A 16443-nucleotide genomic window follows, 5' to 3' on the forward strand; every position below is an offset into this window, starting at 1 on the left:
TAAAGCCTTGAAGCACAAAAGAAAACGGCCTGGACAGGGCCAGACCGTTAACAATTGTAATAAATACCTTATTTCATTCCACTTATTTCAGAACAGCCAGGGCCGCATCGTAGTTCGGCTCTTCAGCGATTTCCTTGACCAGCTCGCTGTGCAGCACGGTGTCATTTTCGTCCAGCACCACCACGGCACGGGCAGTCAGGCCTTTCAATGGACCGTCGGCAATCGCCACGCCGTAGTCCTGGATGAACTCGGCACCGCGCAAGGTGGACAGGTTCTGGACGTTTTCCAGGCCTTCGGCACCGCAGAAGCGCGCCTGGGCAAATGGCAGGTCGGCGGAGATGCACAGCACCACGGTGTTGTTCAGTTCGTTGGCCTGAGCATTGAATTTGCGCACGGAGGTGGCGCAGGTCGGCGTGTCGACGCTTGGGAAAATGTTCAGCACTTTGCGCTTGCCGGCAAAGTCCTTCAGGGAAACGTCCGACAGATTGCCGGCGACCAGGGAAAAGGCTGGTGCCTTGGAACCGGCTTGTGGCAACTGACCGTTGACTTGGACCGGGTTGCCTTTGAGGGTGACTTGAGCCATGAACGGATTCCTTCTGACAGTTTGAAAATGGTGAGGCCGGAGTTAACCACGAAATGCTCGCGCGACCTATGGCCGGACATAAAAAGACGTGGCGTCGACACCCCGGCGACGGTGATGGCTATTTGGCCTTGAGCTGCAGAAACGACTGATGCAAATCTGCCGCCCAACCATCGATGACCCCTTTGACATCATCGGGCTTCATGACCTGGGATTCGTTGGACAGTGGCTTGCCCGTGCCCTTGCGCACCACCTGGGCGACCACCGCGTTATTGCCTCCGTCGAGAAAAACCGCTTCGGTGCCCAAGGTGGTTTCCTGGTCGCGAATACCGCTGGCGGTGCTGACAGCGGCCGCCACCAGCGCAATCGGGACCACCTCATACGGTTTCAAGCCTTCGGTCTTGCTACTGACAGCCGTGATCGCCGCCCGTATCACCAATACACCCGGCCCAGGGACGGTCGCCAGGGGCAAGGACTTCCCCGCCTCCCGCATGAGGGCCTGATCGTAATACGCGGTGATGCCCGACAGCGTGGCCTGGGGGATCTTCACGGTCGGCTGCGGTTTGGGGTAAAGCTGCGTCGGCTCGATATAGAGGCTGGTGTATTTGTTCAGATCGATCTTCGGATCGACCCAACGCATCACCTCGGCCCCCGACGGCGACTTCTCTTCCTTGAGGCGGCTGTAATCCCCCAGGAACCCGGAATACTCATCCGGCTGGGTGACTTTGCTCGAACAACCCGCCAAGGCAAGCGAGGCTATGCAGATGCTGCCAATCATTGACGCGAACTTCATGCTGTCACTCCTGTAAGCCACACGAGGCGGGGCCGGAACTACAGGTATAGCCAATGGGCAGTTTTTTGCCTGCCCTGAAAAGAACAAGTGATTCAGCCGCGCTCGCGAGGTATCAGGCTCTGCAATTGTTGGGCGAGGAAGTTTGCATCGAAGGCAAACGTGTCGGGGTCCTTCAACCCATTGGTCCGGCGCCATTGCCATTGCGTCGATGGCGGCTGGCACACCAGGGAAATGCTGCCGTGACGGGTCGCGGCCAGGCCGATGATCGACAAAGAAACCAAGCCGCCCACACCCATCACATCCGGCACGAACTCCACCGGTTTACCGGTAATGGCCAAGGTCAGTTTTTCGGTCTTGAAAGCGGATGTTTCTACAGGAACGTTCGCCCCGTGGGCCACATACGTCTCACGGTTCAGTTCCAGCAGGCCGAGCGCCATGACCGGCGCCAGCCATTGCTCGATTTGCCCGTACAGCGCCTTGATCTGTTGCGTCCAAACCGCCGACTGGGCCTGGTGCAGTTGTTTCTTGTGCGCTTCGCTGTCGGCGTATTGACGAAGCATCTCGCCCAATTGCTGTAAATCGTCCATGGGCCGTTCCTCGGTTAGGGAGTACTGCGAAGCTGGATGATGACAGGTCCAAGACGTCGGCGTACGTAAAAGCCACTTTACCTGCGTGACTGATCCTTCAGCGCAGTCGCGCCATGGCGAGGGTGTCCACCCAACGTCCGTCACGCACGGCATAGTCGCGCATCAGGCCTTCGCTTTCGAAGCCGAACTTGCGGTACAACCCGATGGCCGCTTCATTGTCGGCGTACACCGTCAGCTCGACCCGGCGCAGGTTCATCCAGTTGTCGGCGACGTCCAGCGCGGCGGCCAGCAGCATCGACCCCACGCCTTTGCCCTGCCAGGCGACAGCCACCCCCATGCCGAGGCTGCCGCAATGGGCCCGACGCACCCGCGAAAACTGCTCCAGCCCCAGATTGCCGATGACGTCACCCGCGTGCAGGGCCACCAGTTTCAACAAGCGCTCGTCATCCGTCGCCAAGCGCTTGCGCCAGACTTCGGTGGACTGGAAAGGCATTTGCAGCACCTGGCGAGTCACCGCCGGGTCATTGTAGAGCGCGGTGACACCGGCGATGTGGGCTTCAGTGAAGCGTGCGAGGGTAATCGAAGACTCGGACATGGGGCTCCTTCCTGGAGGCGTGACAAGGCCGACCACTATAAGCCGCGTCAGGTTATATCGGGAACCAGTGGGAGTTGTTGGTGGATGCTGAATCTGTGGGCGCCCAAGAACCCATGTGGGAGCGAGCTTGCTCGCGATGACCGCGGCACATTCAATATCAATGCAAGCTGAACCACCGCTATCGCGAGCAAGCTCAACTCCCACAGGGAATTGTTGCTGGATGCTGAATCTGTGGGCGCCCAAGAACCCATGTGGGAGCCGAGCTTGCTCGCGATGACCGCGGCACATTCAATATCAATGCAAGCTGAACCACCGCTATCGCGAGCAAGCTCAGCTCCCACAGGGAATTGTTGCTGGATGCTGAATCTGTGGACACCCAAGAACCCATGTGGGAGCGAGCTTGCTCGCGATGACCGCGGCACATTCAATATCAATGCAAGCTGAACCACCGCTATCGCGAGCAAGCTCAGCTCCCACAGGGAATTGTTGCTGGATGCTGAATCTGTGGACACCCAAGACCCCATGTGGGAGCGAGCTTGCTCGCGATGACGGCGGCACATTCAATATCAATGCAAGCTGAACCACCGCTATCGCCAGCAAGCTCAGCTCCCACAGGGAATTGTTGCTGGATGCTGAATCTGTGGGCACCCAAGAACCCATGTGGGAGCCGAGCTTGCTCGCGATGACCGCGGCACATTCAATATCAATGCAAGCTGAACCACCGCTATCGCGAGCAAGCTCAGCTCCCACAGGGAATTGTTGCTGGATGCTGAATCTGTGGACACCCAAGAACCCATGTGGGAGCCGAGCTTGCTCGCGATGACCGCGGCACATTCAATATCAATGCAAGCTGAACCACCGCTATCGCGAGCAAGCTCAGCTCCCACAGGGAATTGTTGGTGGATGCTGAATCTGTGGGCGCCCAAGAACCCATGTGGGAGCGAGCTTGCTCGCGATGACGGCGGCACATTCAATATCAATGCAAGCTGAACCACCGCTATCGCGAGCAAGCTCAGCTCCCACAGAGGGACTACTTCCGGCTTCGGTCAGGCCTGGAACCAATCCCGCCGCTCATCCAGCGTGTGGTGGATCAGTTCACGCAGCATCTGCACCTGCGGCGAGCCTTCGGCCTGGGCATTGACGGCCATCCACAAGTGCCGTTGCATCGACAGGCCAAACACTTGCGGCAACGCCACCAGGCCTCGGTCGAAGCGGCTCATGTACTGCGGCAACAGGCCGATGCAGGCGCTGCAGCGAATCATTTCCAGCATCAGTTCGTAGGATTGCACCTGCACCACGCCGGCCCGGCGTTGTTCTATCAAGGCGTTCCACGGTGCGAAGCCGTCCACGTGTCGGTCCGCCTGCCATTGCACCAGCATGTAATCGTTCAGGTCGTCCAGGCAGTCCGGGCGTGTGGCCGGGCGCGAGTAGCGCTTGGCGATGTGCGGCACATAGTCCAGCCGCGCCAGTCGATCCGCGGGCAACGTGGCGAAACTCGGCCCCGGCCCCAACGTGTGGGCCTCGCTCAACCACAGCACCAGGTCGGCGCTGACGGCTTGCAGCGCCAGGTCACTGTCCAGGGTGATGATCTGCAGTCGCACGCTGGCGTTGCGTCGCAGCAATGAAATCAGGTCACGGCCCAGGATGTCATGCAGTATCGACTCGGCCACGGCCAGGCGAATCAAGGGTTGATCGTTCAAGGGCGGCGCGCTTTCGTGGGCCAGGCTAATCAAGCGCGCCTGCAACTGCCGGCCCTCGCGACTGAGGGTCAAGGCGCTGCCCTGGAAGCTGAACAGCGAACGTTGCAGCCGCGCCTCCAATTGCGCCAACTGCTTGCGCAGCCAGGTCGCCTTGACGTTGAGGCTGCGGGCCGCTTGCATGAAACAGCCGCAACGGGCACTGACCAGGAAGCACTGCGCCACCTGCGGCTCGATACCGCCGGCCATGGCCAGCCACGGGTCGGGGGCACGCAACGGTGTGCGGTATGCGGTGACAGCCTGGCGTCCTGCGGGCTCGATGAAGGTCATGGGTGACTCCCTGTCGGTTGTACGGATACGTGGAGCTGCGCGAGTCTTCTAAACAACGCCCTGTGGCGAGGGAGCTTGCTCCCGCTGGGTTGCGCAGCAACCCCAAAAAACGCTGCGGAGTTATCACTGAAGGACTGCGGTCAATTCGTGAGGGCTGCTACGCAGCCCAGCGGGAGCAAGCTCCCTCGCCACGGGTCTGATGTGGACCTGCCTAAAGCCCCTCCTCCAACACCTTGCTCAACTGCGCGCCATCGATGCTCAACGTCGCCGTGTCGAGCATGCCGTCCAGGTACGCCTTGGCGATCTGTTCCTGGCGCTGGGCACGCAGGGCCTGGGTCAGGCGCTCGCGGACTTCATCCAGCGTCGCCTCTCGGGCCGGTTGTTGCTCGGTGAGCTTGATGACATGGAACCCTGCCGGGCTCTGCACCGGGTCCGATACCGCGCCGACCTTCAAGCGTGCCACGGCCTCGCGCACCGGCGGCACCAGTTGCTGCAACGGCTGGTAACCACTGTCACCGCCGCGCTCGGCACTGGCGCGGTCCTGGGAAAAACGACTGGCCAGGACGCCGAACTCAGCGGGTGAGGCCTGGGCTTTCCTGCTCAATTCCAGCGCTTGCCGGCGCACCGCCTCCACGGTTTGCGGTTCAGTGGCTGCCAGGAAAATCTGGCTGACGCGGTACAACGCCGGTGCGGTCCAGTTGGCTTTCCCGGCGTCGTAAGCCTGCTTCAACTCGTCTTCACTGGGATACCCGGCCGGCACCTGGCTCACCGACTGCAAGTAATCGCGAAACACAATCTGCTCAGCCGCCGCTCGTGTCTGCCGCTCCACCTCGGGCCGCTGACGCCAACCCTGGGCATCGGCCTGCTCCAACACGGCTTTTTCCGCCAGGCGGGCACGGATCCAGCCCTCCAACGCAGCCCGATTACCTCGCATTTGCTGACGAACCTCGGGGCCAGTGCGGCCAGCAAGGTCTTGAGTTCTTCGGGGCTGACCTGCTGGTTGCCCAGTCGGGCCAAACTCGGCGAGTCGGCCGAAACAACGCTGGCGGTCTGCACCGCGGCGACCGGATCGCTGCCCGGCCGCAGGCCCAGCACCAGCGCCACGGCGATCAGGCCCAGCGCCGCGGCGCTGATGACGAAGGTCGGCTTTTTCACGATGCGACGGCCTCCTCCAAGGGCGCCTCGACGGGCTCGGCCGGGGTTTGCGCCCGCGCCGCGTTCTGGCTGTACTCACGCAGGTAGACAATGAATTCCTGCAACAGGCGGTCCCACAGTTCCAGGTGACTGCGCAGATGATTGGCACTCACGCCCGCGGCAACCACGACGTCCATTTCCATCACCAGGAATTCGCCTTGCAGCGACAACCGGGCAAAACGTCGCGAGGCGTTCCACAGTTCTGCCAACCCGGCCGGCAATTGGCCCTGCACCCGCAAGGCACAGCTGAAGGTGAAGTCCAGGTACTCGCCTGCAGTCGCCGCCGGATTGCCGAAACGCACGGCAAAGCCGATGCCCTGGCTGGCACTGAGCAGTTGCACAATGCCGTTCTGCTCGGTTTCGTTGACCCGATAACCCGCGGCCTGCAACAACTCGGTCAGGGATTTTGCATCGACGCTTTCAATCATTGAGGTCATGTTCGATTCCTCCTTGTTCTGTTCAGTGAGTGATCGAGGCCTGGGGCGCATCGAAACGGTTCTTGTAGAGATCATCGCCAAACCCTTGGGCCAGCTCTTCGAAACGCACCCGGGCCTTGGCCGCGAACGGCTGGCGGATCTTCACGATGTCGGTCACATCAATGGTTTCGTAGGCATGCAGCAGCGTCTTGGCGACTTCGTACATCTGCTGATTCTTGACCGAACATTGCTGCACTTGTGTGTCACGCTCGGTCAATTGCGCCTCCAGGCGCGCGCGCTCGGCCTCTTTGCCGCGAGCCAGCACCAGCAGCTCGTCGTAGGCTTTCTTGAACTTGCCCATTTGCTCGTTGCTGGCCGCTACCTGGGCCTGGGCCTGGCTTTGCAGGTTTTGCTGATGCCCGGCCAGTTGCTCATTCAGGGCCTGGGCCTTGCTCAATTGCGCGGTCAATTGCTTGATCTGCGCCTGGGCCTCCTTGGCCTGGGTCTCCGCGGCCTGCCGGGCGGCACTGGCCTGGGCCTGTTCGCTTTGCAGGGTTTGCAACTGGGCGGTGGTGCTGCGCAGTTGCGCCCGCAGGCGTTCTTCCAGGCCTTCGCCGTGGGCGCCGCCGCTCAGAAGCAGGCCCAGCACCAGTAACGCGGCCGGACATTGGTAGATGGCACGCCTTTTCATGAGGCCTCCCTGCGCTTAGAAGCGCGTGTTGATTTCAAGCTGCAAGACATCGATGTCGTACGGCGCGCCGTACACCGCTTCGGAACTCAACCAGCGACCGGTGGCGAAGACGTTGCTCGCCAGGCCATAGTTGCCGCCCAGGAAATAACCCTTGGCATTGGTGCCACCCAGATGGAATGACGAATCGTTGAAGCCGTCCGGCAAGGCGTCCGGCTGGATGTACTTGTAGCCGGCGAACAGGTTCCAGTCGCCCTCGCGCTTGAGCTCCAGGGAGTTGCCAAGGGTGAACTGGAGCATCCAGGCGTTGGCGCCGCTTTCCACCTCGCCATCGCTGTCCAGGTTGTTGGCGAACTGCCCCGCGGAGCGCTTGCGCATCTCGCCTTCGTCGTAGCCCAGGTTGTGAACGTAATGGGCCTGGCTGCGCAGTTTCAGGTCTTCGGGCAGATCGGTGTCCCACGCGAAGTTCAGGTCCAGCAGGTTGAACTCCGAGGCCAGGCCGACATATTGCGGCTGTGGCGTGGTCGACGGGTTGAGGGGGTTGGGCGTGATGTCGCGCAGCAGGAACACGGTGTTGCCTTTCTGCATGAACGCTACCCGCGAACCGTCGCTGTCACAGCCTGGATCACCGGCCCAGGGCTGGCACGGCGAAGAACGCTGGCCTTCGATGTCGTCGAAGCGGTAATAGGCCAACGCGCCCTTGATCCGGTTGCTGTCGTTGATGGCCCAGTTGGCCCCCACTTGCGCACCGTACAGCCACTTGTTGTCGCTCTCTTCCTTGTCGCTGCCATTGCTGGTGCTGGTGTCGTTGGTGTACTCCACCGGGAACGCGCCGACGGTACCGAACACGCCCCAGTCCTGATTGAGCTTGTGGTTGAAATTCGCCGCCACGCCATCGAAGTTCAGGTCGCCGGAATACAACAGGTCGGTGGAGAAGAACGGGTTGGCGAAACGCCCGCCGGTCAGGGTCAATTCGTCCGAGGGTTTCCAGGTCAGGTAGCCCTGGTCGAGCCAGATGTCTTTTTTGCCAAAGCCACCACCGAGGGTCTGGGTGGTGGACACCGGGTTGTTGTCCGAGCCGGTGCCGATGCGGATGCCCGCCGTCCATTGAGGGGCAATCACGGCCTTCATGCCCAGTCGGGCACGCAGGCGGAACAGGTTTTCCCGGTCTTCGCGGGTATTGAGCAACGGCGGCAGGCTGGAACTGCTGTTGGGGTTGACGTCGTAAGGCCCCTTGTCATTGAGCCGGGCGAAATCGACGATTTCGTTGCTGTTGGTGCCAGAGTAGTAGCGCGACTCGTCCCGCAGGCGAATGTCGCCATCGAAACTGATGCGCGAGACCCAATCCGGGAAGGTGTTGGGCTGGGCCCAGTTTTCCTGCTTGGCGGTGGCCATGACTTCGGCCTTGACCTGGTCGCGGATCTGCTCACGCACGATATTCGGCACGTACTGCACACGCACGTCCCCCGGCGCACCGGCCGGCGTGGCGGCGACTGCCGTGGCGGCTTGGCGGGCCTGCACGGCTTCCCGTTCGGCCTGGGCGATCAAGCCATCGGCCTGGTCCTGTTTCAACACGCCCTGCTGCACCAGCAGGCGGATCAGATTGATCGTGGCGTTTTCCGAAGGCGCCGGGGCGGCCGCCGCGTGGCCGGCCAGGCTCAGGACCACCAGGCCGATCGCCCACGACAATCGATTCACATTGGAAATCATCTGCACACAACTCCTGTTGGCAAACTTTCAAATAGTCGGTTAACCCGGCCGTCGTCCCTGCAAGGACAGGCGCACGGGCAAAGTCAGGGAGGCCGGTGGCCGTTCACTCAAATGGGGCGCGGTACGCAGGGCGGAAATCACTTGCTCGTCCACCTGCGGGTTGCCGCTGGACTTGACCAGCTCGACCCGGGTGATCTCCCCCACCGCGCTGAGCCAGACATCGGCCTGCAGCGAGAACGCCAGGCTGCGCAAGTCGGGGTTTTCCCGCAGCAAACGCTGGAAGGTGAACGCCAGGAACTGGCTGTAAGTGCCATTGCCCAGGCGCCCGCTCCCTGCCCCGGCCATGCCGCCGCCCTTGCCGGCACCGATGTTGAACGCGTCGTTGCCGGACTGGGCATCGCCGTCCATTTGCATCGGGTTCGCCAGGTCATCCACCGGCGACGGCGGCGCTTCTTCTTCGGGCTTGACCTCTTCGGGTTCCGGGGTCGGCTCTGGCTCGACCACTTTCTCCTCGACCTGGGGTTCCGGCTCCTTGGGCTTCTCTGGCGGTGGTGGGGGCGGAGGCGGCAGCGGGATGATGGTCGGCACCTTCGGGGCTTCGCGGCGCACGCCACTCATGTCATTGGCCCACTGCCACAGCAGCCAGGCCGCGACGGCGCCCAGCAGCAGGCCGGCGGCCCACTTGAGCAGGCGCAGCGGCGAAGTCTTCACCGGGGGCGGATCGATGGGAAGTCTGGCGGTCATGATCAGCCCTGGCTCGGTTTGCCGGTCACGAGACCGACCTGGGACAGTTCCAGGCGCCGCAACAGATCCAGCACTTCAATGACTTTCTGGTACTGCACCGTCGCATCGCCGCGCACGATCACCGGGAAGTCCGGGCTCTGCGCCTTTTCGATCCGCAGGCGCTCTTCCAGCTCGGCCAGGGTCACCGGATAGGCATCGAGGAACACCTGCCCGCCATCGTTCACCGAAATCGCCTTGGTCTTGGCCTCGGACAACGACACCGAGGCACTGGCCTTGGGCAGGTTGATCTGGATACCTGACACCTGGGCCGTGGCCGTGAGGATGAACATCACCAGCACCACCATGAGCACATCCACCAGCGGCGTGATGTTGATGCTGTCGACCGCTGCATCATCGTCGTCATCGTGTGAAGCGTTTACGCTAGCCATGGCGATTCCCTCAGGCCGGTACGGACGATTGGACGTGATGACCGCGACGAGGGGCCGCTTCACCGGACTGGCCTTCGCCGTGCATCTCCGCCAGGCGCGTGATGAACTCGTCGACAAAGACCCGCATGTCGGCGCTGACTTCCTTGTTACGGGTGATCAGGCGGTTGTAGCCAAACAACGCCGGGATCGCGACGAACAGGCCCATGGCAGTGGCGAGCAATGCCGCGGCCATGCCCGGGGCGATAGCGTTGATGTTCACGTCGCCAGCCATGGCCGTGCCGAGGAACACCACCATGATCCCCAGCACAGTGCCGAGCAGGCCGATGTACGGCCCGCCGGCGATGGCGTTGGACAGGGTCGAGAGCTTCGAACTCAGCGCCTGGTTCTCGCGGGTGCGCACGCCGTCCATCGAGCAACGGATCGCTTCGATGGTGGCCGCCGACACCGACGAGGTGTCAGCGCCCTGCTCACGGCGGGTGCGGATTTCCTTGACGGCCACCAAGTACAAGCGCCACAGCGATGAATGTTGCAGGCGCTGGGCGAGGTCCTGGTCGTCGGCGAACATTTCCAGGCGCGTGCCGATCTTGGCGAACTGCTCGCGGAAAACTTCGTTGGCGGCACTGAGGCGGCTGACCATGCGGTTCTTGCGGATCATGATGATCCACGACTGGAACATCATCAGCACCAGCACCCCGATGATCACCCAAGCGTCGAGCGGCACGGCGTTGAGCAGGAACCCCAGGCTGCCGAAACCGAAGCCGGACTGCTCTTCATCGACGCCGTAGGCCACCAGTTTCGATTCGGCGCCCTGGGCACTGGCGTCGGCCAACAGCAACGGCGCCGGACGAGCGACCTTGGACAGGCGCGCTTCGTCCATGGCGCCGCTGAAAGGCGCGAAGGCTCCGGCGGAGACATCGGCACCCAGGGCGATCGGCGAATTGAACGCCTGCATCGCCACCGCCAGGCTCGCGGTCTCACGCCCGTTGACGTACAACACGACCCGGTCGCCCGAGGCGGTCAACGCCAGGTGCTGCCACTGACCGGGGTTCAGCGGCTGGGTCGAGACCGCGCGCTGGTCATTGATCGCCACGAACGGCACACCCTGGTTGACCCCAACCAACAGGCTGGTGGCGGCTTCGCGACGGGCCAGGATCACTTGTTCGCCACTGGCCTGGTCCTGGCGCAGCCAGGTGCTGAAGGTGAACGCCGCACCGGCACTGTGTTGCAACGACGGACTGGCCGGCAACAACAACGGCTGGCCGTTGAACTGCAAGGCCCGCCCGATCACGCCGTCGATACTCACGCCGGTCGCGCCCTGGGCATTGTTGCCGTAGGCCGTGGTATCCCGGGGCGGTACGCCGGTGGCGCCGTCGAAGTGGTACAGGGCGGTGTAGTCCGGGTCGAAGGTCAACTGGCCGCTGCTCGTGGCCGGCGCCTTCTGGTTGCCGTAATACATCCACACGTCCTGGCGCTGACCGCCCTCCACGCTTGGCACGTCGACCCAGATCAGCGCCATGCCCATCAGCGGGTCGAAGCTTTCGATCTGGTGATTGAGCACGGTCTTGTCGTCGGCACTGACGAAACGCAAGTCCGAGCCGTCGTCCTTGACCCCGTCGAAGGTGAAGTTGCCGGTGTGCAAGCGCACCAGCAACGCGGTGCGGCCCAAGGCCTGGGCAATGGCGGCGCCCTGGGGCGTGGTGTCCACCGAAATCTGTTTGCGATAGTGCCAGTCGTCCTGCCACCAGGCGTTGGCGGTCGCCGGAAGCACCAGCCCCAGGCAGATCAACAGGGATAACAATAAGCGTTGCATGGACATGACTCCTGGGTTCAAAACGTCGCTTGCAGGTTGAAGTGCAGGCGCGATTCCTGTTTCGAGGTGTTCGGCCCTTCGAGCAGCGGATAGCCCCAATCGAGGCTGCCGGACAGCCATTTGCTCAGGCTCGCGCGGGTGCCGAGGCCGACGCTGGCGAGGCTGTAGTCGGCTTCCTGGTCGGGCAGTTCGTCACGCAAATACAGCTGCGCGCCTTCGGCGAAGGCATAGAAACGCCACTCCTGGACATAACTGCCGAGGAGCTTGGCCAGGGACGGGGTACGCAGCTCCTGGGACAGCAGGTAGCCGTCGTCGCCGGTGCGCTCGGCAGCCAGATAGCCGCGCACCGAGGTGGCGCCACCGGCGGAGAATTGCTCGTTGGAAACCAGCGGCCCGGAGGCCAGTTGGAAGGCGGCCTTGGAGGCGGTCTGCCAGTCGTTGCCGAAGGTGAAGGTGTAATTGCCGTCGCCCTTGAGCACCGCGAAGCTGGGGCTGGCGCGATAGCGCTTGTAGTCGAACGCTTCGTCGGAGCTGCCATAGCCCAGCAGGCTCCGGGTACCCGCCACCAGGCTCAGGCCGAGGCCCAACTGGCTGTTTTCGGTGTAGCGAAAACCGTTATAGGCGAAGGTGAACGGCGCGTACTTGAGTGGCGCCTTGTCGCTGGCACCGCCCAGGTTCAGCTCTTCCTCGAAGTCCTTGAAATCCACCCCGACCGAAAAGCTGTTGGCCCATGCCCCCGTGGACGGCAGGCTGTAGATCGCCGACACCCCGTAGGAATGCCCTTTGCCCAACACGTTACTGCCGCCGACGGTCGCCACGTTGCTGTCGGATTGGTACCCCGAGAACTGCACACTCCAGCGTTCGCTCAGCGGCGCGGTGTAGGAACCCGACCAGACCTTGGCGTTTTCGGTGTCCTGGGGCGCGGTGAAGAAAGTCAGTGAAACGCTGTGGCCCAGTTGCCAGAGGTTGTTGTAGCCCAGGCTGGCGACCGTGCGCAGCTTTTCGGTGTCGGCACTGTAGTCGTTGTTCAGCCCCAGGCTGGCCTGCCAAGGGTCCTGGTCTTCGACTTGTAAATCCACGTCCATGGTCCCGGGGCGCTGGCCTTCGCGCACCAGCGGCATGACCTGGCGTCCCGGGGTCTTGTTCAACTGCGCCAGCTCTGCCTGGACCCGGGCGAAATCGGGTACCTCGCCTTCCTTCAGCGCCGGCACGTCGTCACGGATTTCAACGGGCGAATAGTGCTTGGCCCCTACCACGCGCACCCGACCGATCTTGGTCTCGCTGACTTGCAGGTAAACGATGCCGTCTTCGACTTTCTGCTCTGGCAGCTCGACGAATACCGATTGATAACCGCGGACCTGATAGGCTTTTTGCAGGGCTTCCCGGGCGCCTTCGATGTCGCTCAAGGCCTTTTGCGGCCCCAGGAACGGGTACACCGCTTCCTCGATGGCCCGGGCATCGAGCACGGTGTTGCCGCGCACGAAATACTCGTTCACATCCACCAGGCGCGTCGGTGCCGCGTCGGCCTGCTGCCCGCCTTCGGCGGCAAAGGCCGACGGCCCCCGACCGCCAGCAGCAACCAGCCCCACAGCGCCGGCCGCGATTTGAAGAAATGCTCCACACCACCCCCTGAATTCAAAGTACGGCTCAATTGCTTATGGTCGATGTCGTGGCGTGCCGGGCCAGCCAGGTGTGCAGCAGCGCGAAGTTCAAGGAGAACTCCGGCATTTGCAGCAAGGCGCCACAGAACACTTCACCGATGATTTTTTCGATGAGCCGCACCGCCCGCGCATCGCCCAGCAGCGTGGCGAGGTCTTTGCTCAGGACGTTGAAGCTCCAGACCTTCTGGTTCAGGTCCAGGCCGACGAACCAGCGGAACAGCAGGTTGTAATTGAGTTGTTCGTAGAGTTGCTGCTCGCTGGGCACCGAATAGAGCAGTTGCAGCAGGAGGATGTGCATGGCGGTTTGCGGTGCGATCAGCATCTGGGCACTGGCGTTGAGGCCCTGCAGCACATCGCGATGGTCATCCAGCAGGTCGTCGATCTGCGGACGCAGCAAGACCAGTGAATGGCCTTGCGGAATGTAGCTGGACACCTCCTTGAGCGCGCCCTGCCAGTCATCCTGGGAAACGATCCAGACCCACGGCGCGCCGTAGCGATACACCGAAACCGGCTGCTTGCGCGCCGCCTCGACGATCTTCGACAACCGTTGGTCAAGCTCCTGCATGCCCACTTTCGAATAACGTTCCATAGTCCCCATCGCCTCACTCCCGGCTTCGCGCCCCGGCTCCAAACGACCTGAAAGGTCCCCTCGAACACGTCACACAGGCATGACGGGAATGGCGATGTGCTACCGAACTTTTGTCATGAAAGCTTCATTTTGGAGGGTAAGGAGGGCGTACGCTTTTTGTGGGAGCGAGCTTGCTCGCGATAGCAGTGGATCAGTTGGCGGTGATGCCAGCTGGGCAGCCGTCATCGCGAGCAAGCTCGCTCCCACAAGGGTTCTCGGGTGGAGACAGGGTTTGCGTCCACCCCCATTTCAGTGTGGGAGCCGAGCTTGCTCGCGATGGCGGTGGGTCTGTTGGCGATGATGTCGGCTGGGCAGCCGTCATCGCGAGCAAGCTCGCTCCCACAGGGGTTCTCGGGTGGAGACAGGGTTTGCGTCCACCCCCATTTCAGTGTGGGAGCCGAGCTTGCTCGCGATGGCGGTGGGTCTGTTGGCGATGATGTCGGCTGGGCAGCCGTCATCGCGAGCAAGCTCGCTCCCACAGGGGTTCTCGGGTGGAGACAGGGTTTGTGTCCACCCCCATTTCAGTGTGGGAGCCGAGCTTGCTCGCGATGGCGGTGGGTCTGTTGGCGATGATGTCGGCTGGGCAGCCGTCATCGCGAGCAAGCTCGGCTCCCACAGAGGTGCTCGGGTGGAGACAGGGTTTGCGTCCACTACCCATTCCAGTGTGGGAGCGAGCTTGCTCGCGATGGCGGTGGGTCTGTTGGCGGTGATGTCGGCTGGGCAGCCGTCATCGCGAGCAAGCTCGGCTCCCACAGAGGTGCTCGGGTGGAGACAGGGTTTGCGTCCACCACTCATTCCAGTGTGGGAGCTCGGGTGTTGGCGAGAAAGCCTGTGCCTTTACTGGTGCTGCACCTGCACCATCGAGCTCACCTGCACCCGCGCCTGCATCTGTTCCGCCCCGCCACCCCGGCGCATGCCGCGTACCGGGCAGGCGTCGAGGTAGTCCAGGCCGATCGCCAGTTTCAGGTGGCGATCGGGAAGGGTCAAGCGGTTGGTCACGTCGAAGCTGTACCAGCCATCGTCCAGCCAGGCTTCGGCCCAGGCGTGGCTTGCCAGGTGGCTTTCATCTTCGGTGCACAGATAGCCGGAAACATAGCGCGCTGGAATACCCAGGCTGCGCGCGCAGGCCAGGAAGGCGTGGGTATGGTCCTGGCAAACCCCCGTTCCACCGGCAAACGCCTCGGCGGCGGTGCTGTTGACCGCGGTCGTGCCGGGGCTGTAGGGCATCCGCGCCGCCAGGCCGTTCATCAGGTCGGTCAAGGCCGACCGATCGCGTCGGCCGGCACATTGTTCGACCGCGAAGGCGCTGAGGTTCTCATCCGCCTGGGTGAGGCGGCTGGTGCGCAGAAACGGCAGCGGTGACTGAGTGTCCGGTTCCATCGCGATGGACTGATGGATTTCCACCTCGCCATACGCCGTCAGCACCAAGGCACCGTGGGCTCGTCCATGGTCATCACGTGGAGGATGTTGCCATAGGGGTCAATCTGGCTGCGCACCAGTCTCGGCAGTTCCAGATGCCATTGCAAGATGCGCTGGCGCTGGGTGTCCCGGGGCGTCAGGCGCAGGAACTGGATGCTGGTGCAGACTTCATCGGCGTAGCTGTAAGTCGTGTCGTGGCGTATGGACAGTTTCATACGACCTCCAGGTAAGACTCATGGACGGTCTGGCCCAAGTGGCGGATCTGACCAATCAGGTCGGTCAACCATTGGTGCAAGCCCGACGCCAGGATTTCGTCGATTCCGGAATAGCGCAGGCGCGCATTCAGCTCGGCGGCCAGGCGTTGTGCCGGCCGGCCGTTGTTGCCCGGCAAACTGGCGAGGATATGGTCCAGTTCCTCGATACACGCATGCAGCGAGCGTGGGACGTCGGCCCGCAACAGCAACATCTCGGACACTTGCTCGGCATTGGGCGCGTTGCGGTAGATCTCGTTGAACGCCTCGAACGAAGACAACGCGCGCAACAAGGCGCTCCACTGGTAATAGCCACGGGCCGAGTTGTCGCTGACCTCCTCCGATTCCTCGCCGAACATTTCATAGCGAGCATCCAGCAGGCGCAGGGTGTTGTCGGCCCGTTCGATAAAGGTCCCCAGGCGGATAAAACAGTAGGCATCGTTGCGCATGATGGTGCCCGATGTCGCGCCGCGGAACAGGTGCGAACGCTCCTTGACCCATTCACAGAAATGGCTGATGCCGTAGCGCCCCAGGCCATTGCTGGCGATGTTGCGCATTTCCAGCCAGGTGGCGTTGATGTTTTCCCACATGTCGGCGGTGATGCGCCCGCGCACGGCATGGGCATTGGTCCGCGCGGCTCGCAGGCAGCTATAGATACTGCCGGGGTTGGTTTCGTCCAAGGCGAAGAAATGCAGCATGCGCTCGGTGTTGAGCGCGTCATAACGGGCGTTGTAGTCGTCCAGCGTACCGGCCGCCAGCAGCGACATCGCCAGCTCGGCATGGCCATCGCTGCGTCCGGCCTGGGGCATCAGCGACAGCGAATAACTGACTTCGAGCATGCGCGCCAGGTTCTCGGCGCGCTCCAGGTAGCGGGACATCCAATAGAGGTCCGAAGCAGTTCTTGAAAGCATG

General features: G+C 62.4%; 13 protein-coding genes and 3 pseudogenes. All 16 read right to left on the reverse strand.

What is annotated here, in order from left to right:
- Positions 1-82: 82 nt before the first annotated feature.
- The 16 genes and pseudogenes from tpx to ACZ5M5_RS16405 all read right to left on the reverse strand — a co-directional run bounded on the left by tpx (position 83) and on the right by ACZ5M5_RS16405 (position 16442).
- A complete protein-coding gene (gene tpx / locus ACZ5M5_RS16330; protein WP_018602018.1) occupies positions 83-583 on the reverse strand; it encodes a thiol peroxidase in 501 nt (166 codons plus the stop codon).
- A gap of 118 nt (positions 584-701) precedes the next feature.
- A complete protein-coding gene (locus ACZ5M5_RS16335; protein ID WP_060742213.1) occupies positions 702-1373 on the reverse strand; it encodes a DUF3313 domain-containing protein in 672 nt (223 codons plus the stop codon).
- A 92-nt stretch (positions 1374-1465) separates the two neighbouring features.
- The gene (locus ACZ5M5_RS16340; protein WP_464737620.1) at positions 1466-1960 is read right to left on the reverse strand and encodes a hypothetical protein; all 495 of its coding nucleotides are present in this window, start codon (positions 1958-1960) and stop codon (positions 1466-1468) included.
- A gap of 97 nt (positions 1961-2057) precedes the next feature.
- Positions 2058-2555, reverse strand: coding sequence for a GNAT family N-acetyltransferase (locus tag ACZ5M5_RS16345; protein WP_072405708.1), 498 nt, complete (start codon positions 2553-2555; stop codon positions 2058-2060).
- 1046 nt (positions 2556-3601) lie between these two features.
- A complete protein-coding gene (locus tag ACZ5M5_RS16350) occupies positions 3602-4582 on the reverse strand; it encodes a LysR substrate-binding domain-containing protein (RefSeq protein ID WP_464737621.1) in 981 nt (326 codons plus the stop codon).
- A 211-nt stretch (positions 4583-4793) separates the two neighbouring features.
- Positions 4794-5737: pseudogene (locus ACZ5M5_RS16355) on the reverse strand (peptidylprolyl isomerase).
- A complete protein-coding gene (locus ACZ5M5_RS16360) occupies positions 5734-6213 on the reverse strand; it encodes a YbjN domain-containing protein (RefSeq protein ID WP_464737622.1) in 480 nt (159 codons plus the stop codon). Before ACZ5M5_RS16360 ends, ACZ5M5_RS16355 begins: the two are co-directional and overlap by 4 nt.
- A gap of 22 nt (positions 6214-6235) precedes the next feature.
- Positions 6236-6883 carry a hypothetical protein gene (locus ACZ5M5_RS16365; protein WP_060742207.1) on the reverse strand — a complete coding sequence of 216 codons (648 nt, stop codon included), beginning with the start codon at positions 6881-6883 and terminating at the stop codon, positions 6236-6238.
- Between the two features lie 15 nt (positions 6884-6898).
- Positions 6899-8590 (reverse strand): putative porin, encoded by a 1692-nt coding sequence (locus ACZ5M5_RS16370; protein ID WP_060742206.1) that lies wholly within the window; start codon positions 8588-8590, stop codon positions 6899-6901.
- A gap of 39 nt (positions 8591-8629) precedes the next feature.
- A complete protein-coding gene (locus tag ACZ5M5_RS16375) occupies positions 8630-9334 on the reverse strand; it encodes an energy transducer TonB family protein (protein ID WP_464737623.1) in 705 nt (234 codons plus the stop codon).
- A gap of 2 nt (positions 9335-9336) precedes the next feature.
- The gene (locus ACZ5M5_RS16380) at positions 9337-9762 is read right to left on the reverse strand and encodes an ExbD/TolR family protein (protein ID WP_003201710.1); all 426 of its coding nucleotides are present in this window, start codon (positions 9760-9762) and stop codon (positions 9337-9339) included.
- A 10-nt stretch (positions 9763-9772) separates the two neighbouring features.
- Positions 9773-11572: a DUF2341 domain-containing protein gene (locus ACZ5M5_RS16385; RefSeq protein WP_464737624.1), complete on the reverse strand. Its 1800-nt coding sequence runs from the start codon at positions 11570-11572 to the stop codon at positions 9773-9775.
- 17 nt (positions 11573-11589) lie between these two features.
- Positions 11590-13151: pseudogene (locus ACZ5M5_RS16390) on the reverse strand (ShlB/FhaC/HecB family hemolysin secretion/activation protein).
- A 68-nt stretch (positions 13152-13219) separates the two neighbouring features.
- The gene (locus tag ACZ5M5_RS16395; protein ID WP_060742202.1) at positions 13220-13822 is read right to left on the reverse strand and encodes a transposase; all 603 of its coding nucleotides are present in this window, start codon (positions 13820-13822) and stop codon (positions 13220-13222) included.
- Between the two features lie 876 nt (positions 13823-14698).
- Positions 14699-15495: pseudogene (locus tag ACZ5M5_RS16400) on the reverse strand (transglutaminase family protein).
- Positions 15492-16442 (reverse strand): alpha-E domain-containing protein, encoded by a 951-nt coding sequence (locus tag ACZ5M5_RS16405; RefSeq protein WP_003201699.1) that lies wholly within the window; start codon positions 16440-16442, stop codon positions 15492-15494. Before ACZ5M5_RS16405 ends, ACZ5M5_RS16400 begins: the two are co-directional and overlap by 4 nt.
- Between the last annotated feature and the right edge of the window lies 1 nt (position 16443).

The sequence above is a fragment of the Pseudomonas sp. Van50 genome (assembly GCF_055390755.1).